Origin of the sequence: Ruegeria sp. HKCCSP351 (assembly GCF_017872535.1) — a bacterium.
Classification (GTDB): domain Bacteria; phylum Pseudomonadota; class Alphaproteobacteria; order Rhodobacterales; family Rhodobacteraceae; genus Ruegeria.
In genome coordinates, this window is record NZ_JAEDOV010000006.1 from 1 (window position 1) to 22,186 (window position 22,186).

The 22,186-nt window shown below is 57.8% G+C and carries 22 protein-coding genes; 14 read left to right on the forward strand and 8 right to left on the reverse strand.

Annotated elements, in window-relative coordinates:
* From I9182_RS13025 to I9182_RS13040, 4 genes are all read left to right on the forward strand, one after another.
* A partial coding sequence (locus I9182_RS13025; protein ID WP_209598541.1) for a hypothetical protein occupies positions 1-193 on the forward strand: 193 nt, incomplete at its 5' end.
* A gap of 326 nt (positions 194-519) precedes the next feature.
* Entirely contained in the window at positions 520-1,269 is a 750-nt protein-coding gene (locus I9182_RS13030; protein WP_209598542.1) for a carboxyltransferase domain-containing protein, read from the forward strand.
* A complete protein-coding gene (locus I9182_RS13035; RefSeq protein ID WP_209598543.1) occupies positions 1,266-2,264 on the forward strand; it encodes a biotin-dependent carboxyltransferase family protein in 999 nt (332 codons plus the stop codon). Before I9182_RS13030 ends, I9182_RS13035 begins: the two co-directional genes overlap by 4 nt.
* 12 nt (positions 2,265-2,276) lie before the next feature.
* The gene (locus I9182_RS13040; RefSeq protein WP_209507808.1) at positions 2,277-3,038 is read left to right on the forward strand and encodes a 5-oxoprolinase subunit PxpA; all 762 of its coding nucleotides are present in this window, start codon (positions 2,277-2,279) and stop codon (positions 3,036-3,038) included.
* Positions 3,039-3,296: 258 nt separating this feature from the next.
* On the opposite strand, the gene I9182_RS13045 is transcribed toward I9182_RS13040, so the two are convergent.
* Both I9182_RS13045 and I9182_RS13050 read right to left on the reverse strand, forming a co-directional pair.
* Positions 3,297-4,229 (reverse strand): choline/ethanolamine kinase family protein, encoded by a 933-nt coding sequence (locus tag I9182_RS13045; protein ID WP_209598544.1) that lies wholly within the window; start codon positions 4,227-4,229, stop codon positions 3,297-3,299.
* Positions 4,230-4,246: 17 nt separating this feature from the next.
* Positions 4,247-6,670, reverse strand: a complete 2,424-nt coding sequence (locus tag I9182_RS13050; RefSeq protein ID WP_209598545.1) for an FAD-dependent oxidoreductase — start codon at positions 6,668-6,670, stop codon at positions 4,247-4,249.
* A gap of 147 nt (positions 6,671-6,817) precedes the next feature.
* On the opposite strand from I9182_RS13050, the gene I9182_RS13055 reads away from it, so the two are divergent.
* The 4 genes from I9182_RS13055 to I9182_RS13070 all read left to right on the forward strand — a co-directional run bounded on the left by I9182_RS13055 (position 6,818) and on the right by I9182_RS13070 (position 11,842).
* Positions 6,818-7,579, forward strand: coding sequence for a DeoR/GlpR family DNA-binding transcription regulator (locus tag I9182_RS13055; RefSeq protein WP_209598546.1), 762 nt, complete (start codon positions 6,818-6,820; stop codon positions 7,577-7,579).
* A gap of 142 nt (positions 7,580-7,721) precedes the next feature.
* Positions 7,722-8,741 (forward strand): AraC family transcriptional regulator, encoded by a 1,020-nt coding sequence (locus I9182_RS13060; RefSeq protein WP_209507816.1) that lies wholly within the window; start codon positions 7,722-7,724, stop codon positions 8,739-8,741.
* A gap of 193 nt (positions 8,742-8,934) precedes the next feature.
* On the forward strand, positions 8,935-10,113 hold the full coding sequence (locus tag I9182_RS13065; protein ID WP_209598547.1) for an acyl-CoA dehydrogenase family protein: 1,179 nt from the start codon (positions 8,935-8,937) through the stop codon (positions 10,111-10,113).
* Between the two features lie 481 nt (positions 10,114-10,594).
* Complete coding sequence (locus tag I9182_RS13070; protein WP_209598548.1) at positions 10,595-11,842, forward strand: hypothetical protein; 1,248 nt, start codon at positions 10,595-10,597, stop codon at positions 11,840-11,842.
* Positions 11,843-11,897: 55 nt separating this feature from the next.
* Here I9182_RS13070 and I9182_RS13075 read toward each other — a convergent pair whose 3' ends face one another.
* Positions 11,898-13,292: a D-alanyl-D-alanine carboxypeptidase family protein gene (locus I9182_RS13075; RefSeq protein WP_209598549.1), complete on the reverse strand. Its 1,395-nt coding sequence runs from the start codon at positions 13,290-13,292 to the stop codon at positions 11,898-11,900.
* 279 nt (positions 13,293-13,571) lie between these two features.
* The gene (locus tag I9182_RS13080) at positions 13,572-14,273 is read right to left on the reverse strand and encodes an HAD family hydrolase (RefSeq protein WP_209598550.1); all 702 of its coding nucleotides are present in this window, start codon (positions 14,271-14,273) and stop codon (positions 13,572-13,574) included.
* 93 nt (positions 14,274-14,366) lie between these two features.
* Between I9182_RS13080 and clpS the strand changes: the two genes are divergently transcribed.
* Genes clpS through hemF form a run of 4 tightly spaced genes read left to right on the forward strand, consistent with a single transcriptional unit; the run spans position 14,367 to position 17,446 of the window.
* A complete protein-coding gene (gene clpS / locus I9182_RS13085; protein WP_209598551.1) occupies positions 14,367-14,708 on the forward strand; it encodes an ATP-dependent Clp protease adapter ClpS in 342 nt (113 codons plus the stop codon).
* Positions 14,709-14,752: 44 nt separating this feature from the next.
* Positions 14,753-15,718 carry a class I SAM-dependent methyltransferase gene (locus I9182_RS13090; RefSeq protein WP_209598552.1) on the forward strand — a complete coding sequence of 322 codons (966 nt, stop codon included), beginning with the start codon at positions 14,753-14,755 and terminating at the stop codon, positions 15,716-15,718.
* Positions 15,719-15,755: 37 nt separating this feature from the next.
* A complete protein-coding gene (locus tag I9182_RS13095; RefSeq protein ID WP_209507832.1) occupies positions 15,756-16,556 on the forward strand; it encodes an SDR family oxidoreductase in 801 nt (266 codons plus the stop codon).
* Positions 16,557-16,561: 5 nt separating this feature from the next.
* A complete protein-coding gene (hemF, locus tag I9182_RS13100; RefSeq protein ID WP_209598553.1) occupies positions 16,562-17,446 on the forward strand; it encodes an oxygen-dependent coproporphyrinogen oxidase in 885 nt (294 codons plus the stop codon).
* Between the two features lie 3 nt (positions 17,447-17,449).
* Here hemF and I9182_RS13105 read toward each other — a convergent pair whose 3' ends face one another.
* The gene (locus tag I9182_RS13105) at positions 17,450-17,899 is read right to left on the reverse strand and encodes a hypothetical protein (protein WP_245222642.1); all 450 of its coding nucleotides are present in this window, start codon (positions 17,897-17,899) and stop codon (positions 17,450-17,452) included.
* A gap of 140 nt (positions 17,900-18,039) precedes the next feature.
* On the opposite strand from I9182_RS13105, the gene I9182_RS13110 reads away from it, so the two are divergent.
* Both I9182_RS13110 and I9182_RS13115 read left to right on the forward strand, forming a co-directional pair.
* Positions 18,040-18,552 (forward strand): toxin-activating lysine-acyltransferase, encoded by a 513-nt coding sequence (locus I9182_RS13110; protein ID WP_209507836.1) that lies wholly within the window; start codon positions 18,040-18,042, stop codon positions 18,550-18,552.
* 39 nt (positions 18,553-18,591) lie between these two features.
* Positions 18,592-19,479 (forward strand): Hint domain-containing protein, encoded by an 888-nt coding sequence (locus tag I9182_RS13115; RefSeq protein WP_348540401.1) that lies wholly within the window; start codon positions 18,592-18,594, stop codon positions 19,477-19,479.
* Positions 19,480-19,481: 2 nt separating this feature from the next.
* Here I9182_RS13115 and modC read toward each other — a convergent pair whose 3' ends face one another.
* From modC to modA, 3 genes are read right to left on the reverse strand one after another with little or no spacing between them, the layout of a single operon-like run.
* Positions 19,482-20,582, reverse strand: a complete 1,101-nt coding sequence (modC, locus tag I9182_RS13120) for a molybdenum ABC transporter ATP-binding protein (protein ID WP_209598555.1) — start codon at positions 20,580-20,582, stop codon at positions 19,482-19,484.
* Positions 20,579-21,271 (reverse strand): molybdate ABC transporter permease subunit, encoded by a 693-nt coding sequence (gene modB / locus I9182_RS13125; protein ID WP_209598758.1) that lies wholly within the window; start codon positions 21,269-21,271, stop codon positions 20,579-20,581. The genes modC and modB overlap by 4 nt, the downstream gene beginning before the upstream one ends.
* A gap of 5 nt (positions 21,272-21,276) precedes the next feature.
* Positions 21,277-22,056 carry a molybdate ABC transporter substrate-binding protein gene (gene modA, locus I9182_RS13130; RefSeq protein WP_245222643.1) on the reverse strand — a complete coding sequence of 260 codons (780 nt, stop codon included), beginning with the start codon at positions 22,054-22,056 and terminating at the stop codon, positions 21,277-21,279.
* Positions 22,057-22,186 lie beyond the last annotated feature (130 nt).

Sequence of the window (22,186 nt, forward strand, 5' to 3'; positions counted from 1 at the left end):
CAAGATGCCCCAGTCTCTCCTGAGCGTCTCAACCGTCTTTCCAGTCCGTCAGGCCAACCTATGCTGCGCCGGTGAAGGGCGTTCTAAGTATTACTCTCAAAACCCGCAAGCAGAAAATGACGTTATTGATCTTTTTTTTGAACTTTCTTTTATAATTACGCTATTTCAACGACTTAAACGCCGTCGAAATTGACCGCCGCCCTTCTGTCCGGGTGCAGTTGGGCATGATCTGACTGGCAAGCCCCATAAAACAAAATGGGCCACTACAAGATATAGAGACTCCGCGATTTCAAGATACAAGTCAGGGCGACTCGAAACTGGAAAACGAGTCGGAAATGCGGCCAGAATCCGGTCGAAATCCCCTCTCCCCTACCGGACGCCTAATACTGCGGGTCGCTCCCTACAGGGATGTGGACGGAACAGGCACGATGTCCGCTATTGAACACCCTGTCTTGCGTATCCCCTAAAGATGCGGTCAGGTTCCACCAATTCACTCTTCGATCCGAAAGCAGATCAGCAATGGCGCGCAATGTTCAGTTTCCTTTGGTCAGAACCGTCGGATTTGACGGCGCGCTGGTGACCTTTGCAGATAGGATGACCGACACCGCGAACCGGGCAGCGCTGGCATTTCGAGCCGAAGTCGATCGTCTGCACTGGGATGAGGTGACCGAGTCGTCAGCCTCCCTCGGCTCGGCCTTTGTTCGGTTCGACACGCAGCGCATCTCTCATCAGAAAATGCTGCAAAAGCTTCGGGATCTGGTTGAGCAGAAGGACTGGTACACTACACCGCTGCCCGCGGGCCGCAGGTTGTGGCGCGTTCCGACGGTTTACGGGACCGACCTTGCGCCCCAGCTTGACGATGCCGCCGCTGCTGCCGGCCTGACACCAGACGAAGCAATACGAAGGCTTGGACAGTCCCGCGTGCGGGTTCTGACCATCGGCTTCGCTCCGGGGCAGCCATATCTTGGGCCTTTAGGGCCCGAGTTCAACATTCCCCGGCTGCAAAGCCTGACCCCCATGGTGCCGGAAGGCGCTTTGGTTCTGGCGATCTCGCAATTTGTTCTGTTTTCCGGGCCGACACCAACCGGGTGGCGGCATATCGGTCAGACCGCCTTTCGGTGTTTCCGCCCCGAAAGGGCCGAGGCTTTTACCCTCAGACCCGGCGATGAACTGTTGTTCGAGCCCGTTTCCCGAGACGTTCTGGAACACATCACGGTCAACAACGAGGACGGCACAGGCGGCGCAACCTGTGAGGAGATCGCGCCATGAGCCTGATTGTCCACCGGATTGGCCCGGCCTGCACCATTCAGGATCAGGGGCGGACAGGCTATCTGGATCAGGGGCTGTCCCGGTCCGGGGCTGCGGACATTCTGGCCTTGCACGAAGGGGCGGCGTTGCTGGATCAGAGCCCAAACCTTGCGGCGCTGGAAATGGCCGGGATGGGGGGCGAGTTCGAGGCGACGCATAACATGCGCATCGCCCTGACTGGCGCACGAATGCAGGCCAGCATTGATGGCAGCCCTGCGGCCTGGAACGCGTCGCACCAACTGAGCGCCGGGCAAAAGCTGAACATCGGGGCGACGCTGGCTGGAAACTATGGCTATCTGCATCTGAGCGGCGGCATTGATGCCGAAGTTTTTCTGGGGTCCCGCTCTACCCATCTGACAGCGCGGATTGGCCGGGCGCTGCAGCAGGGTGACAGGCTGACCTGTGGACCGGATGCAGGCAACAGCGGGATGAAACTGGCTGCTGCCGAGCGGTTTTCGGGTGGGGTGCTACATGTGGTTGCCAGCTTTCAGACCCCTTTGTTTGATGGCGCAACACTTGAACGGTTTGCCCAAACCAATTTCCGGCGCGGCGCACGCGCCAACCGAATGGGCATGCAGGTGGACAGCGACGGCGACGGCTTTGCGGCCTCGGGCCAGTTGAACATCTTGTCCGAGGTGATCACCCCCGGCGATATCCAGATGACCGGCACTGGCGACCCGTTCATCTTATTGCCGGAATGTCAGACCACGGGCGGGTACCCTCGTATCGCGACCGTTCTGCCATGCGATATGCCCCGCGCGGCACAGACACCCGCAGGCGGCGACATCCGGTTCGAATTTGTCAGCATGGAACAGGCTGAAGTAATGCATAAAACGTTCCTGTCAGACCTTGCGCGCCTGCCCTCAAAAGTCGAGGCACTGGTGCGTGATCCCCATGACATCCCGGACCTGTTGTCCTACCAATTGATCGGCGGAGTGATCTCTGCCACCGACTAAGGAGATGTGCCAATGCCAAGCGTCGATCTGAATGCCGATATGGGGGAAAGCTTTGGCCCCTGGAAAATGGGCGATGATGAAAGCCTGCTGAAAATCATCACCTCGGCCAACATCGCTTGTGGGTTTCATGCCGGTGATCCGGATGTGATGGCATCGACGATGAAACTGGCGGCCGAAAATGACGTAGGCATCGGCGCGCATCCCGGCTTTCCCGATTTGCAGGGGTTTGGTCGGCGGAACATGAAGTTGCCCCATGACAACCTGCGCAATCTGGTCCGGTATCAACTGGGGGCCGCAATCGGCATGGCCACCGCAGTTGGCACCAAAGTGCGGCATCTGAAACTGCACGGGGCGCTGGCCAATATGTGTTCGGCCGATATCGAAATGGCGCGCGCCTGTTATCAGGGCGCATTGGATGTTGATCCCGATATCATCGTCATGGTGCTGGCCGTGACAAAGCAGGAAGAGGCCGTGCGTGAGCTCGGGTGCAACTGGGTGGGCGAGATTTTTGCCGACCGTGCCTATAACGACGATGGAACATTGGTCGACCGCAGCCTGCCCGGCGCCGTCATCCACGATGCCGAGGTCGCAGGCCCGCGCATCCTGAACATGATCCGCGAAGGTGCGATCATCACCGAAAGCGGCAAGCGACTGGAAACATCCATCGACACGATCTGCCTGCATGGAGACGGCCCGACCGCGGTTCAAATCGCCCGCTCCGTTCGCGAAAGCCTGATCGGGGGCGGTGTCGAGGTCACGACGTTCACCCACTAGTCAGCTTGGCCAAGCGGCTTCGCTGTACGTAGTTCTTCCTTTTTGGCAGCAGGAGTTTCCCTTGCGGCCAAACCAGACCTTTGAGCAATGTGCAAAGATTTTGTGACAGAGCCAAAATTAAATATGCTTCACACCAGTCAAATGAACGCGAGCTTTACAAAGCGGGCTTTGCCGCTATGAGCGCGCGTCATTTCACTATGTTGTCAAACTAGATTGACCGGCTTTCAACAAGAATGTGGGTTGGAGATTTTTTGTCCGCTATTCGTTTGCAATTGCTTGGGCATGTTTGGGGAATTCCGGTGAAAACATCAGCGCTTTGCATCTGTCGAACCGACCCGTAGCATATGCCCAGAAGTCCTCAGCCGGATTGCCGTCGGCGTGTTGGATAAGACCCCAGAGGGTCCACAAGAGATCACACATAGCTTTGTAAATAACCATCCGCCCGATCTGCGCCGCTGTTGGAGTTGCGCCGAAATACACCGTCAGCATTTCGATCTCCTGCGTCTCGGTCAGCCCTGCTTCAACCGACAGGTCGCCAAGGTCCCAAAGGGCGTCGTTCATGCCGGAATACTCAAAGTCGACGATCCACATTCGGTTACCATCATCAAGAAAGTTTTCGCAAAGCGGATCGCAATGGCTGGGCACCAGATTGCCAGGTCTGTCCTGCAAAAGTTGCTTGATCGGAGCGGCCTCGGCGACAATTTCTGTATAGCCATCGGGGAGATTGATATCTTTGGTTGCAAGGATTTTCAGATACTCATCGATCATCGAAAACAACTCAAAACGAAACTTGAACGGACGCGGGGCATCATGCAATTGCCGCAGGGCAAGACCAGCGCGCCCAGCGGCGCCCTCACGTGTCGCAAAATGCTCGGGTGTCATGGTGACGATGTTTTTAATGCATTCGCTGATCATTACCCCGGTTTCGGCATCTGCCCACAGTACCGCGGGGCCAATGCCGGCATCGGCTGCGACCCTGGCGTTATGGATTTCAACCGCGCGGTCGATATAATCTTCGGTGCCATCGCCGGGGATCCGCACGATCACAGCCCGCTCGCCAGATTTCACGCGGTAAACCAGATTGGTCAAGCCACCCAGACGCTGCACGTCGCTGCTCTGCGCCGAGATAGCCTCGAATCCGTCCAAATTGCGGAGTTCTTTCAACACGCGCTCGATATTGTCAGTGTCCATCACACCCCCCCCTCCGATCAGGCTTTCAATTTTTCATTTTCCGGATCATAAACCGGCCCGTCAACGCGGCGGATCGGGCAGCGATCTCCGAAGAGTTCTAGTTCAAACTCCGTCTGCTCCCACATCTTCTTGGGCAGATACCCGTAGATGATTGTTTGTCCGGTGAAGTGCCCATATCCGCCGCTGCTGGCCCGTGAGACGGTTTCGCCATTGTGGAGGATGGTTTCGCCTCCGGTCATGGGCAATTTTTCGTCGGTCACAAAGGTGCACAATTTCTGAGACGCGCCGTTGGCTTTCTGCTCCTCCAAAACCGCACGACCAATGAACTCATCTTTGGATCTCAAATGAACGCGCTGGCCTAATCCCGCCTCAATCGGGGAATAGTCCGGTGTGATATCGGCGCTCCAATAGAGATATCCCTTCTCCAGGCGCAGAGACTCGATCGCCCGGTAACCGATGTCACAGATACCGTGGGGCTGGCCGGCCTGCCAAAGCAAGTCGTAGACATGTAGGGCAAACTCTGTGGGGATATGAAGCTCCCAGCCTAGCTCGCCCACATATCCGATCCGGGCGGCAAGGAGTTTTGCGGCCCCGATGGTGATTTCCCGTGCGGTTGCAAAGGGGAAGATCGCGTTCGAAACATCCTCTTCGCTGACGGCGGCCAGCACCTCACGCGCTTTCGGGCCACAAATATTGATCACTGCCCGCGCCGAGGTCATCTCGATCAGATGTACCGATCCGTCGTCAGGCAGATGGCGCTTGATCCAGTCGGCGTCGTGCACACCAAACCCGGAACCTGTCACAACATAGAAACGGTCCCGCCCTAGGCGGGTCACCGTAATATCTGCTTCGATGCCACCATTTTCGTTGCAAAGCTGCGTGTAGATCACGCTTCCAATCGGTTTATCCATGTTGGAGACCGCCAGACGTTGGATTGCGTCCAAAGCCCCGGGGCCGATCAAATCGAACTTTGAGAAACTAGATTGATCAATCAACACCACGTTTTCACGAGTGGCGCGGTGCTCGCGGCCTGCATATTCGTGCCAGCCGGGATTGAGGAAATCGAGCTGATCCACGGGTGCGACGTCCGCAGGGGCAAACCATAAGGGTCGTTCCCAGCCGTTTTTCGACCCGTAAACAGCACCGTGTTCTTTCAGCCGGGCGTGCAGCGGCGATAGGCGCAAGTTGCGGGCTGTTTCGGCCTCCTGACCAGGATATCGCATTTTGTAGTGATGCGCGTAATGCTCGACGGCGCGCGGGTACATAAAGGCCCGGGTCGCGTGATGCGGGCTGAATCTGCGCACGTCCAGCGGCCAGAGATCAAGGCTTGGCCGACCTTCAAGGATCCATTCAGCAATCATTTCACCAGCACCACCACCAGCGGCAATCCCATACAGGAACCCGGTTGACAGCATCAGGTTCTTTAGTTCCGGGGCCCAGCCCATGACAAAATCGCCATCAGCTGAATAAGGAATCGGGCCGTTAATCACCTGCCGGATACCCACCTCGTTGACAATCGGTGTTACTGCCCCGGCAAGCTCCGCAAGCGGGGCAAACCGGTCGAGATTGTCCGGCAGCAATTGGCGGACAAACTCACCCGGAATGCCCCGTTCACCAAATGGCAACGTGTCGTCTTCATATCCGCCGATCACCAACCGCCCCCCGGCATCGGGCTTGTAATAGACCAGTCTTTCGGGGTCGCGCAGGGTCGGCAAGGTTTTGACGAGGTCCTGATCCGGCAATGGTTCAGTCACGACATACTGGTGCTCGACCGCGCAGGCAGGCACCACAACGCCCAGTTTAGCTGCAAGCTCACGGCTCCACATGCCCGATGCCAGCACCACGGTTTGCGCCTCGTAATCGCCATCGGTTGTCATCACTCGGCTGATGCGCCCATTGGTTATTTCAAAATCCTCGACCTTCACGCCCTGACGGATCTGCGCACCGTGAAGGCGTGCTCCAGCGGCAATGGCCTGACACAGACCGGCTGGATCAACATGCCCATCTGTAGGAATAAAGGCGGCCCCTTCCAGCCCTTCAGCGTCAATGTACGGAAACAGCTCTTTTGCTTCTGCCGGAGAGATAATCTCCATTTCCAGATCGAAACTGCGCGCCATTGTGGCCAGGCGTTTCGCTTCCAGTAATCGTTCTTTAGTTGCAGCCAATCGTAAACTGCCAACCTTCTTCCAATCGAATTCCATGCCGGTTTCCGAGGCCAGCCGGTCGTAGAGCGCAACCGAACGCTTCAACATGCGGGTGGTATTGCGCGAAGACCGCAATTGTCCAACCAGACCGGCGGCGTGCCAAGTGGCCCCCTCTGTCAAAGACGCCTTTTCCAGCAGCACAACATCTTTTTCGCCAGACTGAGCAAGATGATAAGCAATCGAACAGCCGATGATGCCACCACCAATAATCAGATGCTTTGCCGAGTGGGTCGTCATTGTTTGCTCCTGTGCAAGGTGTCGGAGCCAGATCAGTGTAAAATTCAACAAATATCAACAAAAATATTCTTTCGATATTGATTTTTGTTGGTTGTGAAAGAGATCCGGGCCTATTATCGTCTTAAAATCCAACATTCCCGAACCTGTATGTCCAAGTACGAAAAAGATATCCTCAACGCGGTCAATCTCCATGGGCGGATCTCGGTCATGGAATTGGCGCAGTGTCTGAACGTATCAGATCAGACCATTCGCCGAATCGTGAAGCCACTGGTTGACGAAGGCAAAATTGAAAAAGCACACGGCGCTTTGGTGAGTATCCAAAAGGTTCTGGACCCGCCGTTCTTCGCGCGCATGGCAACAAACCGTGCCGCGAAAGTTGCGATCGCAAATGCAGTCCTGGATCTGATTCCCGACGATGCTTCTATCGCCATCGATACCGGTTCGACATCGGGTTTCGTCGCTCAGGTGTTGCGGGCTCGGAAGAACCTTACGGTTGTGACGAACTCTGCCTTCATCGCAGCCACGTTGGCCATGGAAAACGGAAACCGAGTTTTTATGGCAGGAACCCAGTTACGAAACCACGATGGGGCTGCATTTGACCGCGCTGCATTTGACGTTATCGGCAAAATGTCCGTCGATTTTTCCATCCTGTCGGCATCACTCGTCAATCCAAAGAGGGGATTTATGGTTTTTGAACAGTGCGAAGTGGATATGGCTGTTGCGATGAAGACGATTAGCGAACGCTGTTTCATGGCTGTTGATTCAACAAAGTTTCACGCGTCGGGCGCCAATCCAGCCTTACGTCTACCGGAACTATTGGGACGCGATTTATTGATAACCGATCAGGCGCCTGCCTCAAAATTCAAAGATGTCATTGGTCAGGCAAAGGTCGTGTTAGCTTCCCACTGAAACTCTAATGCGTCCTTTGACACCAGCCAGCTTTACGTATCAGGCGTTGCGCATGGGGTATGGCTGTACATTCGTTCCAATCCGAATTCGCGGGAAATTGATGGGTTGCTGTTGCATTGCGAGTTAACGTGACAAAACTGTTATGACCGATGTCACTCCAACGATCCTTTCCACGGTTTCCAGCCAGTTTGTCGATGATTGGCTGGCGGCGCTGCGTGTCCTTTGCCCAGAGGCGCAGATGGCGTCGCTGCTTAGCCGGTCCGGTCTGAACGCGGATACGCGCTCGCCGAATGGTCGCGTGACGCTGGATCAGATCGTGTGTCTCTATCAACTTGCCGCAGTTGAGACCGGTGATGAGATGATGGGGCTTTGGAGCAGACCCGTCCGGCCAAGGGCCCTGCAACATCTTTTGACGACTGTCAGAGAGGCAACGTCTCTTGCATCAGCACTCTACCGGTTTTCGACCTTCTGGAACCTGCTGCTGGATGACTATCAGTTCGGTCTGGATGATGTCGAAGGCGCATTGGTGCTAACCCTGAAACCACAAGGCACGGCATACGTACAGCGGTTTGGGCATATGCTGATCCTCAAACTTGCCCACGGGCTCATGTCCTGGCTGGCAGGGCACGAGGTTCCGGTCAGGGGCGTCGATTTCGCGTTTGACCGCCCGAACTTTGATCAGGATTACGCGATCATCTTTCCGGCACCGATCCGGTTCGTACAACCCGCCACCGCGATCTCGTTCGATCCGAATGCACTGGGTCCCGTGCAGGCGCGCAGTGCCTCTGATCTTGATCGGTTTTTGCAAAACGCGCCGCGAGACTGGATCTTCACCTCTTCGCGGGAGCACACCCAATCGCTGCGGGTACGCACATATCTGGGCCAAACGGGATGGGAGGCTGCCACCCTGACCCAGACAGCATCCGCCATGCACATGACCCCGCGCACCCTGATCCGCAGGTTGCATGCGGATGGGACGTCGTTTCAGGCCATAAAGGATGCCCTGCGCCGGGACATCGCGATTCGTGATCTGCAGGCGGGGCGCAAAAGCGTTGAGGCCATCGCACATGATGTCGGCTTTTCTTCGGCTGCCAATTTTCACCGGGCATTTCAACGCTGGACCGGCAGCACCCCCAGTTCGTACCGCAAGGCGAACATCTGAGGCGCGTTTTTTGTCACTTTTGGACAATACCCTGTCACCACGCGAGATAGATCAAAATTTTTTTCCGGCTAATTCTTTCGCAATACAACGCGACCGCACCGGATTTCCCTCATGAAGCATGACCCGCTACCTGCTCAGCAGGAGCTGGAGTGTGGCGTCATGTGAGAAGAGCCGTTCACAAAAGGACCGACCAATGTCAGACAAATTCGCCACCATACTGCAAGCCGCACGCGACCACGCCGAGCAGGTCATCCTGCCCAATGTCGACGCCTGGAACGCCACGAAGACATGGCCGCGCGATGCTTCGGACAAGGCCGGGGCCGCTGGCCTGACGGGGCTATACGCCCCTGAAGAATTTGGCGGCCAGGGCTTGCCACTTTCAGAAGGCATTCAGGTCTACGAACAACTGGGACTGGGCGATGGTGCCTATGCCTTTGCCTTGTCGATGCATAACATCTGTACCTTCGCGGGCTGCGGCTATGGCACCGATGCCTTCAAGGAAAAATGGGCGCGGGATCTGACGTCGGGCCGCAAACTGGCGAACTTTGCGCTGACCGAACCGCAATCCGGCTCTGACCCGATGAACATGTACAGCCGCGCCACCATCAATGGTGACGGCACTTGGACGATCAGCGGCGCGAAGGCATGGGTCAGCCTGGCGACCGAGGCTGATATCTATTTCACCGTGGTCAAAACCAGTGACGCACCCGGCCACAAGGATATGGCGATGATCGCCATTCCCGCTGACACTCCGGGCCTCAGCTTTGGTCCGTTGTACGACACCCCGTCCTACAACTTCCTGCCTCTGGCCGAGATGTACATGGACAAAGTCGTGGTTAGCGAAGACAACATCATCCTGCCCATTGGCCAAGGTCTGCAAGGTTCACTCATGGCGATCGATATCGCCCGCGTTTCGATTGCGTCAGGATGCTGCGGATTGATTCAAGCTGCCTTGGATACGGCGCTGTCTTATTCCAAGAACCGCAAGATGTTTGGTGGCAAGAACCTCGATCTGGACGGAATCCAGTGGATGCTGGGTGAGGTTGCGACCGATCTTGAAGCCTCCAAGCTTCTCTACCGAAAGGCAGCAGAGGCGCTTGGCACGTCTGAGGGCCCCCTGATGGCCGCTCATGCCAAACGGTTTGTGCCGGATGCTGCAGTGAAGGCTGCGAACACCTGCACGCAAGTGTTGGGCGGCATGGGGCTTTTGCAGCCTTATGGTCTGGATCGTTTGTCCCGTCTTGCACAAATGCTGCGGATCGTGGACGGGACGACGGAAATCAGCCGCGTGGTTATCGGACGGGCCTTGCAGAAACGTGCTGCTGCCTTGCCCGACCTGCCAGTACCAAAAGGATTCGGTGAGACCGGCTGAACATTCTAACCCGCCGGAGAAGCGGAACCGATCTGAACATACCCTCGAAGATCAGTATAACTGAAAGACCGGCCGCAAACATGCGGCCTGTTATCAAATAACGCAGACCTTGGCGCAAAACGCAGCGAATTCTCCCTTTGTCCCCGATGTGTTGATCGCTGGTCTGTTTTCGAGTGCTAGCTGTTGAGGCTTGGGCAGTTCCAACCCTACAGATCGTGACCGGCTTTTCGGGGAACAACTATGCTACCGGAATGGAAACTAATGTGCGTTTGTCAGAAATACCGGCTCTGATTCTATGCGAAAATTGGTAGTGCCGAACGAAGATCACTGAGCGTGCAACTCTAAACCTTCGTGCCCAGTTTCTCAGTTGTTGCCCGTACAGGTCTCAGCGCCTAGCATGACGGGCAAGCACATGTTCTGAAACCTACAATTTCAAACGATCGCTCGCCCCGGTTGGGGTGTCGCGCAAGGAGGTAGTCGAATGTCCTTTGATCTGATGTCCTATCAACCCCGGGGCGACAAGAAGAACTCGGACTTCTTCGCGGAATACCTGCCGAAAATCTACGAGCGCCGGACAAGCTCGGGCATCGCCGATCAGGTCGGGCCAATGCGCGCAATCTGTATGCAGGTCGAAACCGACGCGCTGTTCGATACGCTGGTCGAACTTTACGTAATGACACCCTATCGCCACACAGCCAGCTATCTGGGGCAGACCCACAAATTTTCGGTCCTGCATTCGCATCCCGACTATCCCGCGCTGATCGTGATGGCCCCGCTCAGCCCGGGTTTCGAAGACTTCATTCCCCGCATCAATCGCATGTACCCGCTGGCCCGCAACACGCCGCAAACGCGGTATGTTGGCGAGGTTTTCGCAGCCAGTGATCTGAAGGCGCTGACCGGGACGCTTGAGGATCAGAATATCCGCTTCGAATATGCCGGAGATACCGAAAACCCGTTCTACACATTGGACGGCTTCCGTTTTACGACCCCGTCCGATTTCACCTGTAACCGGGTCGGGTATTCGACACTTGATTTCAACGACACAGACAGCCTGGGCCTTGGTGATCGTGTGTTATTGAGCGACGCGGAACAAGCGCGGCTGGATCAGGCAGCCGCGTTCGGATCGGACAGCAAAATAGCGCCCTTGATGCTGGGCATCGATCATCTGGCGACGCGCGTGCTGGCGGGTGAGCGCGAGGATGCGATCCTCGAATTCCTGACCATGGTGCCCTACTATTTCTGGGGGGCTTACAACATCTTCGACATGAACTCGTCCACCAATGTGAACCGCAAAGCCAATGTGGACGATGACAAGAAATCTCCGGCCAAGGTTTTCACCGCCAACAACACGCCGTCCTTCGTCAACTCATTCGCCAAGCTGCCGATGCCGACCGAGGATTTTGTGCGCAATTTTGGCCGTCGCCTGCATCACATGGCCGTCGAGATCAAGGATGGCGACCATGGTGCTGGGGAAAAGAATGTCGACTTTGTCGTGAACACGCTTAAGGACAAGGGCGTGCCGTTCCTGGCCCATGTGGTGGGCGAATGCAAAGACGACCCGAACCTGAAACAGATCTTCTCGAAACACTCGAAGAACACGCTGCTGATCACTGAATATATCGAACGGTGTCACAAGTATGACGGGTTCTTCACCAAGGACAATGTCGCCGCCCTGACCGCCGCCGCGGGACAGGACGAACAATATCAGCACGGTCACGTCTTCGATTAAAAAAGGGCCGCGGATGACCGCAGCCCAGACCCAACAGGAGAGAATATGCCGGACCTTATGATGGCCCGATCATGAAACAGGTGACATTGCGGGCTTGCAGACGGCGACACGCCAGATCGGCCTGTTCCCGCGTCATGCCCTGGAATGTCGCATCAAAGCCGCGCGAGCTCTGACTGACCTTGCGCAGACTGCCATCCAGCGTGGTCATTTCCGACAGCGCCGTTTTCAGCAGAATCTTCTCGGCCTCGTATCGTGTGGTGTAGCGGCCCACATTGACCCCCCACAGATGCCCACCGGACGAGGACAGACGGGTAATCACTTCCTGCTCGGGCTCTGGTGGGCTGGCGGGTTCGGTCGAGGCCAGCACCAGATTGTCCGGGCGCAATGCCGGGCGGGTGTCGGATGTTTCAACCGGCGGGGCGGTTGGGGCAACATCCGCTTCGGCAATCGCCGCAGCAATACCGCTGCTGATACGGTCGCTGTTCTGGTCCGCAACGACCGCGACCGCACTTGCAACCTGTGTTGTGGCACTCGGGCGCCCAAGCGGGCGCAGGCTGGATTTCGGTGCTCCGCTCAGCGCTGCAACTTGGGTATCGCCCCCCAGCCCGACATTGCCCGCATAGACCGGGCGCTCAGGTTTGCGGATAGGTGCACGAGACGGGGCACGGCGAAACCCCAAATCCAGCAATTCCGCAACCTTGGCATTCCGCGACGCCCCGGATTTACCACCAAAGACAGTTGCAATGATACGCTCATCCTTGCGTTTGGCCGACGCCACCAGGTTGAACCCCGCCGCACGTGTGTATCCGGTCTTTATTCCGTCCGCACCCTTATAGGCCGCCAGCAGGCGGCGGTTGGTGTTGGGAACAGTCTTGATACCGGCATCCGTCGATTGGCGCGAGAACAGGTTATAATACTGCGGGTAATCATACAGCAGATGCCGTCCCAGCGTGGTCATGTCACGCGCGCTGGACAGGTGCCCTGCCTCAGTCAGACCATGCGCATTCTTGAAGGTCGTGCGGCTCATCCCCATCGCTTTGGCGGTTCGGGTCATGCGGCGGGCAAAGGCCGCTTCCGAGCCACTGATGGCAATGCCGATCGCCGTGGCCGCGTCGTTGGCCGATTTTACCGCAGCGGCGCGGATCAGATAGCGGAACGCAATCGTCTGGCCCGCGCGCAGGCCCAGCTTCGACGGGGGCTCTGCAGCTGCCTTCTGGGTAATCCGAACGGGTGTATCCAGTGTGATCTCGCCGTTTCGAACCGCCTCAAACGCGATATAGAGCGTCATCATCTTGGTCAGCGAGGCCGGGTGCAGCCGCGCATCCGCATTTCGTGAATGCAGCACCTCGCCAGTTCGGGCGTCAATCACCATAGCTGCATAAGGCGCCGCCATGGACCTGAGCGGCGCAAACGCCAGCACACATAGCAACGCTATAAGGATAAAGCCCATTCGGGCCGGAACTGTCCGCCGAATCTGCACGATCTTTGCCTCTGTCTGCCTCGCGCTGCCGGGTTTTCCCGGTCAGCAATATTTATTTTATTGTCTCCAAGGCTATCACAGCGACCCAATGAAATAAACCGAAAGCTGAGGTTTTCGCAGTTTCGTTTTGCCTCTGGGCTGAGGCTATATCTTGCGAATTTCCCCCTCAGAACCACCAGATGTGCGATAAAGGCAAAACTGCGCCCGGTTGCGGCAGGGTTTATGTGAAACTGAGGCGAAAAGGCAACATCACTTCAGGTCGCGCAACAGATCGGCCAGATCACCCAAATCCCTTAACTCGCGGAATCGGGGGCTGTCGACCGGGGCTTCTGCATGTTCCACCTCCCAGACCAGACCGTGGGGCACGTAGACACCCCAGCACCCGGCCTGAATCGGGGCCACGACATCTGACCGCATCGAATTGCCGATCATCATTGCGGCAGTCGGCCCATCACCATGACGGTCGAACACGAACCGATAGGTTTCGGGCGTCTTTTCGGAAACGATTTCCACACCATCGAACAGATCACCCAGCCCGGACTGGGCCAGTTTGCGTTCCTGATCGATCAAGTCGCCCTTGGTGATCAAGATAACCCGATACGCATCGGCAACACCTTCGACGGCCTCGCGGGCATGGGGCAACAGCTCGATCGGATGGGCCAGCATCTCTTGCCCCGCTTCGATCAGCTGCCGGATGACCCAGGCCGGAACGCGGCTTTCGGTGACTTCGATCGCCGTCTCGATCATCGACAGGACAAATCCCTTGATGCCATACCCATAGTGCCGAATGTTGCGCTTTTCAGCCGCAAGAAGTCGCTCCATCAGGTGATCACGATCAGCATGATCGGCCAAGAGTTCAGCAAAACGAGCCTGCGTCATCTGAAAAAACCGTTCGTTATGCCAAAGGGTGTCGTCTGCATCAAACCCGATTGTCGTCAGCTTGGTCGTCATCCCGTTTACGTCCGCTTGCTCTTTTCACTGGCCATGCACACGTTATATAAGCGCCAAGATAAACCCCAAGCCTGAATCGGACAGTTGCACACGATGCTTGAAATGATCTGGATGATGTCTGACAAGCCGGACGACGACAGTGACGCGTCCGTCCTGGTACAGACACGCCCAAAAACCAAGCGTCCACCTTTATACAAGGTCCTGTTGCTGAACGACGATTATACACCGATGGAGTTTGTGGTGCATGTGCTTGAACGCTTCTTCGGCATGACCCATGCGCAGGCGTTCGAGATCATGCTGACCGTTCACAAGAAAGGCGTGGCCGTTGTCGGGGTTTTCAGCCACGAGATCGCCGAGACCAAAGTTGGACAGGTGATGGACTTTGCCCGCCGGCACCAGCACCCTTTGCAATGCACAATGGAACGCGAAGAGTAAGGCCTTTGGCCTGACGCGCGCGCCTCTCTCAGCCGGAATTGCCCATGTCCCCTCGTCTGGAACTTGCCCTGCAAAACGGCCTGACGCTGTCCCCCCCTCTTAGTGTGATCTGCCCCACGCCCGACCATGATCTGTCTGCGCTGGCGGGCGGCGCACAAGTTGTGCAGCCCTTCAAACCCTTTCACGACCATTTCGCCGCGCAGGGTTTTGAAACGGTGCCCGACGCAGATGGCCCCTGTCAGGACGCCATTGTCTTTCTGCCCCGCGCCAAGGCACTGGCCCGGTCGCTCATTCATCAGGCCTGTGCGCGGGCGAGCGGCCTGATTGTCATCGACGGTGCCAAGACCGATGGTGTGGACAGCATATTGAAGGATGTGCGCAAGCGGGTTCCGGTCGAGGGACCGCTTTCCAAAGCACATGGCAAGATTTTCTGGTTTCAGGCCGATGATCAGGCTTTTGCAGACTGGGCCACGCCGAAACATCAGATGGTTGACGGATACCACACAGCACCGGGTGTGTTTTCAGCCGACGGCATTGATCCTGCCTCGGCCCTGCTGCTGAAGACTCTGCCTGACCGGCTTGGCCCCTGCGTGGCCGATCTGGGTGCGGGATGGGGGTATCTGTCTGCAGAAATCCTGAAACGCGGCGGGATAACCTCGCTGCATCTGGTCGAAGCAGGCCATGCGGCCCTGACCTGCGCGCGGCTGAACGTCACCCAATCCCAGGCGCATTTCCACTGGAGCGATGCCGTATCCTGGACCGCCCCGGAACCTATCGACACCGTTGTGATGAACCCGCCATTTCACACGTCACGCAGCGCAGATCCCGCCTTGGGGCAAGGGTTTATAACCTCCGCCGCCCGCAATCTGACACGCAACGGAACCCTTTGGATGGTCGCCAACCGGCACCTTCCCTACGAAGCTACACTGAACGAACATTTCGCTCAGGTCGGTGAAATTGCCGGCAACAACCGGTTCAAGGTGTTCCAGGCCTCTCGCCCTCGGCGTTAAGGCCCGTTAACCTGCGCCCAAATTCAGGAGGATTCGGATGTCCTTTTCCATCGCTGGCAAGACAGCAATCGTTACGGGCGGAGCCAATGGCATCGGCCTGGCCATCGGGCGGCATTTCGCGGATGCGGGCGCAAATGTCATGTTTGCCGACATAGATGAAAAACGCCTGATCGACGAGCTTGGAGAACAGGCCGAAGGCAGCAATATCCGGTACTTTGCGGGTGATCTGCGCGAAAAGCTGACCATTGCCAACCTGTTATCTGCAACGCTGGATGCGTTCGACCAGGTGGATATTCTGGTCAACGGCGCACGACAGGTGATCCCGTCTGATCCGCTGGATCCGGATGACGATTCGATGCGCACCCTGCTGAACCAGAACCTGATGCCCGCCTTGCGGCTCAGCCAGCTGGTCGCAAATCGCATGATCAAGCAGGCCGACGGCGATGTCGAAAACCCGGCGGGGACGATCATTAACCTGTCCTCGATCGCGGCCCGGCGAACCCACCCCGACCTGATGGCCTATTCCGTTTCGACCGCTGCACTGGATCAGCTGACCCGATCCCTTGCGGTTGCGCTGGCTCCGAAACGGATCCGCGTCAACTCGATTGCGCTGGGTTCGGTCATGAGCGCATCGCTGCAATCGACCCTCAAGGACAACCGAGACTACCGCGTCGATATCGAAAAGCATACGCCCCTTGCCCGTATCGCCTCGGCAACAGAACTGACGGAAACCGCGCAATATCTTGCGTCTGATGCAGCTGGTTTCGTTACCGGGCAGATCCTGACAATTGACGGTGGTCGTACCCTGCTTGACCCGGTCGCGGCCCCTGCACATTAAGACCCATGTTCGAAACAAAAAAATCTACCGCCTCCGCCTGGTTTCGCCAATTGCGCGATGACATCGTTGCAGCATTCGAAGCCCTTGAAGACAGCCACATCGACGGGCCGTTTGCCGATGCCGCACCCGGACGGTTCGAGGTCAAGGAAACCAAACGCCAGTCGGACGATGGGTCAGACGCAGGCGGCGGGCTGATGTCGGTCATGCGCGGCGGGCGTGTGTTTGAAAAGATCGGAGTCAATGTCTCGACCGTCTACGGCACGCTGGGCGACCGGGCGCAACAGGCGATGGCGGCGCGCAAGGGCATCCCCGGAATGACCGAAGATCCGCGCTTCTGGGCGTCGGGTATCAGCCTTGTCGCCCATATGCAGAACCCCCATGTCCCGGCGGTCCACATGAACACACGCATGTTCTGGACACCCCATGCCTGGTGGTTCGGTGGCGGCTCGGATCTCAACCCGTGCATCGAGTATGACGAGGACACCGCGCATTTCCACGCCACGCAAAAGGCGCATCTTGACCCGCACGGACCCGCCCATTACCCGCGCCTCAAGGACTGGGCTGACGAGTATTTCTACATCCCTCACCGCAAACGCGCGCGCGGCGTCGGCGGGATCTTCATGGACGACTATTGCACCGGTGACTGGCAGGCGGATTTTGCCCTGACACAGGACATTGGCAGGGCTTTTCTGCCCGCCTTCCTGCCCTTGGTCGAAAGACGCCGCGTTCAGAACTTCTCAGAGGCGGACAAGACCACCCAACTGGTGCATCGCGGCCTTTATGCAGAATACAACCTTGTCTATGACCGGGGCACAAAATTCGGTCTGGAAACCGGGCATGACCCGGATGCCGTTCTGATGAGCCTGCCGCCGATGGCAAAATGGGTCTGACGATCAGAACGTGTCCATGATGAAATTGTCGTAGCAATAGTTCTGCGCCGACACCGCCGACATGTTTGCTCCGACTTTCTTGACCGTGATCGAATAGCCGGGTTTCGTATCGGCCCCCGGCGGCGGAGTCATGGAAAACTGCACCGTTCGCACGCCGGGTTCATACGCCCGCCAGATATAGATCCTCTGCGAGTTCGGAACGCCCAGTGTGCGAATGGCATAATCTCCGATCCCGCACCAATAATTGACCGGCGCGGATGAACCGACAGCCTTTACTTCGTAAACCCCGTCCGGCAAGGGCGTGATCTCGGTTCGGAACTGCGGCCGGACTGACAGGCCGAACCCAACGGCCCCGGCCACCGCAGGCGTCAAAACAAGTGTGGCAGCGATGACTGGCTTGAGAAAACGCATGATCCAGATATCCCGAAACAATTGCACCAATACCGATAGCATAACCACGACACCCTGCGAGTAAAGTGGGGCAAACCAGCTGCGCCGGCACAGTTATCCGGGGAAATTCCACTATTCATATCGCCGGAAACAAGTACACTACCCGAAAGAATTAATAACGCATCAAACTGTCGGCAGTTCCGTTGAACAAGAGTTTTCCAAAAGACTGGTTCGATTTCCCACCCGAGAAATATGCGGATCTGGGGGCGATGTTCTATCTCGCGGGTCTGACAAAAACGCACCAGAAACGTAACCTTGCGCAAGTTCTTTATGCGTTCGAAACCCCGTTCCGTCTGGGCCAATACCAGATCTTCAGGCAAAATGGCTTTCCCCGCGGATTTGTCACTTTTGCCGGTCTCAGCCCCGACGCCGAATATCGCTATGCGGTGAAAGAAACGTCACTGACAGACAAGGATTTTACCAGCGGGTCTTCCTTCTGGATCATCGACCTTGTCGCGCCGTTTGGACAGACCAGCCAGATTGTTGATATCCTCAAGCAAGAGATCCCGCATCCGCGCGTGCGCACCAACCGAATGGACAGCGACATGACACGCAACCGGATTGTCGAATGGACGCGGGACGATGCAGGCGAGGTTCATATGCGCCTGTACCGAAAGAAGGAATTTGAACGGATGCTGCAACAAGGCGAGGTCTAGTTGGTTTCAGTTCCGATCACAGGTGAATTGACCGGCAACGTGACCGGGTCCCCACCCAATGTGGCGATGGGGCAACCCACGCTGAACAACGGAAACTTTACACCGCTCACCCAAACTTGGACAATTGCGACACCCCCTGCCAACGGTACAGCCACGATCGACCCAAATACCGGAGAGTGGACCTATACGGTCGATCCGACGTTTTTCGACAGCCTCGACAATGGTCAAGTTGTCTTTGATTCCTTCTTCATCAGTGTCTCGGGAACAACGCAAGCAGGTCCGATTACACTTCCGTTTACCGGCTCTCCGGACCCGGTAGAGGTGGTCATCAGGATCGAAGGCGTGTGTTTCGTAGCCGGAACCCTGATCGAGGCCGAAAACGGCCCCCGCGCCATCGAGACCCTGAAGGTCGGGGACAAGGTGGCGACAGCCGATCACGGGTTGCAACCCATTCGCTGGATCGAAAGCAGCACGATCCCACCCGACCGATTACGCGACGAACCCGCAATGTGGCCCGTTCGCATCTCGGCAGGCAGTCTGGGACCCAACATACCCTCGCGGGATCTGCTGGTGTCTCAGCAGCACCGTATTCTGGTGAAGGGCCCCCGGGTTGAGCTGCTTTTCGGAACCACCGAAGCGCTGGTTGCCGCCAAGCACCTGTGCAGATGGCCCGGAATAGGGCTCGATACCTCGGTTGAAACGGTCGAGTATCTGCACATCCTGCTGGATCGGCACGAAATCCTCTCGGCGGATGGGGCACAGGCAGAAAGCCTGTTTCTGGGGGAAGAGGCGCTACATACCCTTTCATCCGACGCGCTCCAGGAACTGGCCGCCATATTTCCCGACCGTCCCTCCTCCGGCCATCAGGGGTTTGGGCGCGCCGCGCGCCTTATCCTGCTGGAACACGAAGCCCGCGCACTTGCCTGAGGTCAGGTGCCAGTCCCGATACGGCCACCGACATTCTGCGGGGCCAGTGCAACCGTCTTGATCACGGCATGGCACGTGCTGCCCGGCTGCAAGTTCAACGCCGCAACTGACCGGCGCGTGACCCGTGCAAGAACAGTCCCAGCCAGTGTCCTGACCGACACGATCGCTCCGGGACCATCGCCCGACCGGATCGAGTCGACCGTCCCGCTGAGCACGTTCAATGCCGACAGACCCTCGGGCTTTTGGACGGACAGGATCACCTCTTGCGCCGGAATGCGAATTCGCAGATGCGCGCCGACCTCCTGCCCGATACGTGGCAGAAACAGACGCGCGCCATTTGCGTTCAGCTCGGTCAACCCGTCAGCGTGGTGCTGGTGCACCTGCACTTCCAACACGGCCCCGACCGCGCGCACACCTGCGGGCGCCACGGACGGATCCGACAGAACCTCGGACGCGGGGCCATGGCGGACGACCCTACCATCCTGCAAAGCGACAACCGATGTGGCCAGACGGGCCACCTCGTCGGCTGAGTGGGTCACATACAGGATCGGGACAGACACCTCATCCCTGAGACGCTCGAAATAGGGCAGAATCTCCGCCTTGCGGGCCTCGTCCAGCGCCGCAAGCGGTTCATCTGCAAGGATCAGTCGCGGACTGGCCAGCAACGCCCTGCCAATCGACACGCGCTGTTTCTCGCCCCCTGACAACCCGGCCGGACGGCGATTCAGAAGGTGGCCGATCCCCAGCATCTCGATGACTTTTTCCGGGTCTTCACGCCGCGCGCTTTTGGGGGCGAACCAGCGGCCATAGGCAAGGTTCTGGCGCACGGTCAGATGCGGGAACAACCGCCCTTCCTGAAAGATATAGCCCAGCCGCCGCCGGTGCGGCGGCAGCCAGTGCCCGCGTTCGGTGTCAATCAACACCCAGTCATCCACGGCCACTCTGCCCGCGCGCGGCCGCAGCAATCCGGCCACCGCGTTGACAATCGTGGTCTTGCCCGACCCGGAACGCCCGAACAGCACAGTCACACCGGGTGGCGCGTCAAAACTGACCTCCAGATCGATCCCCGGCAGCTGATGATGCAAGCGAACAGACAGGCTCATGATCCGGCCACCCGCGCGGCGGCGCGCCGTCCCACATATTCCGACAGCAGTAACGCGCCCATGGCGATGACGATCGAGATCAGGACCAGCCGCGTTGCAGCAGCCTCGCCCCCCGGCACCTGCAAAAAGGCGTAAACAGCCGATGGCAATGTCTGCGTCTGGCCCGGAATATTCGACACGAATGTAATCGTGGCCCCAAACTCACCCATGGCTTTTGCAAAGGCCAGAATGGCCCCGGCGATGACACCCGGCAGGATCATCGGCAAGGTCACGGTCAGAAACACCATAGGCCGCGACGCCCCCAGCGTCGCCCCCGCCTGTTCCAGCTTCGGGTCCACCGCCTCGATCGACAGACGTATCGCCCGGACCATCAGCGGAAACGCCATGATACCAGCGGCCAGCGCGGCCCCAGTCCAGCGAAAGGCAACCACAATGCCGAACTCGGCCAAAAACCGCCCCAACGGCCCCTGAATGCCGAAGGTCAGCAACAACAGATACCCCGTCACAACCGGCGGCAGGATCAAAGGCAAATGCACCAGACCATTCAGTACCTGCCGCCCGGGGAACCGCCAGCGGGCCAGAATGTAGGCCACGAATATCCCGACCGGCAAAGTCGCCAGCGTCGCCCAGAAAGACACGCGCAGCGACAGCTTCAGCGCTTCGACTTCAGCGGGGCCCAACCACTCCAACGCGATCACCCGCCCGGCAGGGAAAATCCCTGCTCCTGAAAAATAGCCAAAGCCGCATCGCTGTGCAGATGATCCAGAAAAGCCCGCGCCGCACCCGTGGCATTACCTGTCATCGCCGCCGGATAGATGATCGGAGGGTGCAAATCGGTCGGAATACTGGCCACAACACTGACCCGCTGTTCCGCCTGCGCATCCGATCGATAGACGATCCCCAGAGGCGCAGCACCCGTTGCCACAAGGGCCAGCGCAGCGCGCACATTGTCGGTTTGTGCCACTCGGTCCTGCACCGCCTCCCACAGGTTCAGCCCCTGCAAAGCCGCCTTGCCGTAGATACCGGCGGGCACCGCATCGACCAGCGCCATGGCCAGAAAGCCTTCGCCAAGCTCGGCCCTGAGGTCATGAACCACCCGAATGTCGCCCAGAACAGGACGCCCCGCAGCGCCGATCAGAACCAGACTGTTGCCCAGCAAATCCGACCGTGTCCCAGGCCGCAACAAGCCCTGCTGTTCCAGAAAATCCATCCAGTCGGCATTGGCCGAGATGAAAATGTCCGCAGGTGCACCCTGGTGAATCTGCCGCGCCAGCACCGAAGACGCTGCGTAAGACACGGTGACATCCTGCCCCGTCCGCTCTGTGTATTCCGTTGCGATTTCGTCCAAAGCGGTCTTGAGGCTGGCTGCGGCGAAAACCAAAACCCCTTCTGCCCCGGCCCGGACCGGAGCCAGCACAAATGCGCCAAGGACCAGTGCCACCATCCAGATACGGCAGGCGAAAGGTAGGATCATGTGTGCTCCCAACCGGAAAGTTGCAGTCTCTTCGGGCATATCGGAGGCCATAGGGCGCTTGCAAGCGCCTTTGATCTTTTTCAGACCACACGCCTGAAACCCACGCAGACCTGCCTCATTAGCCCATTCT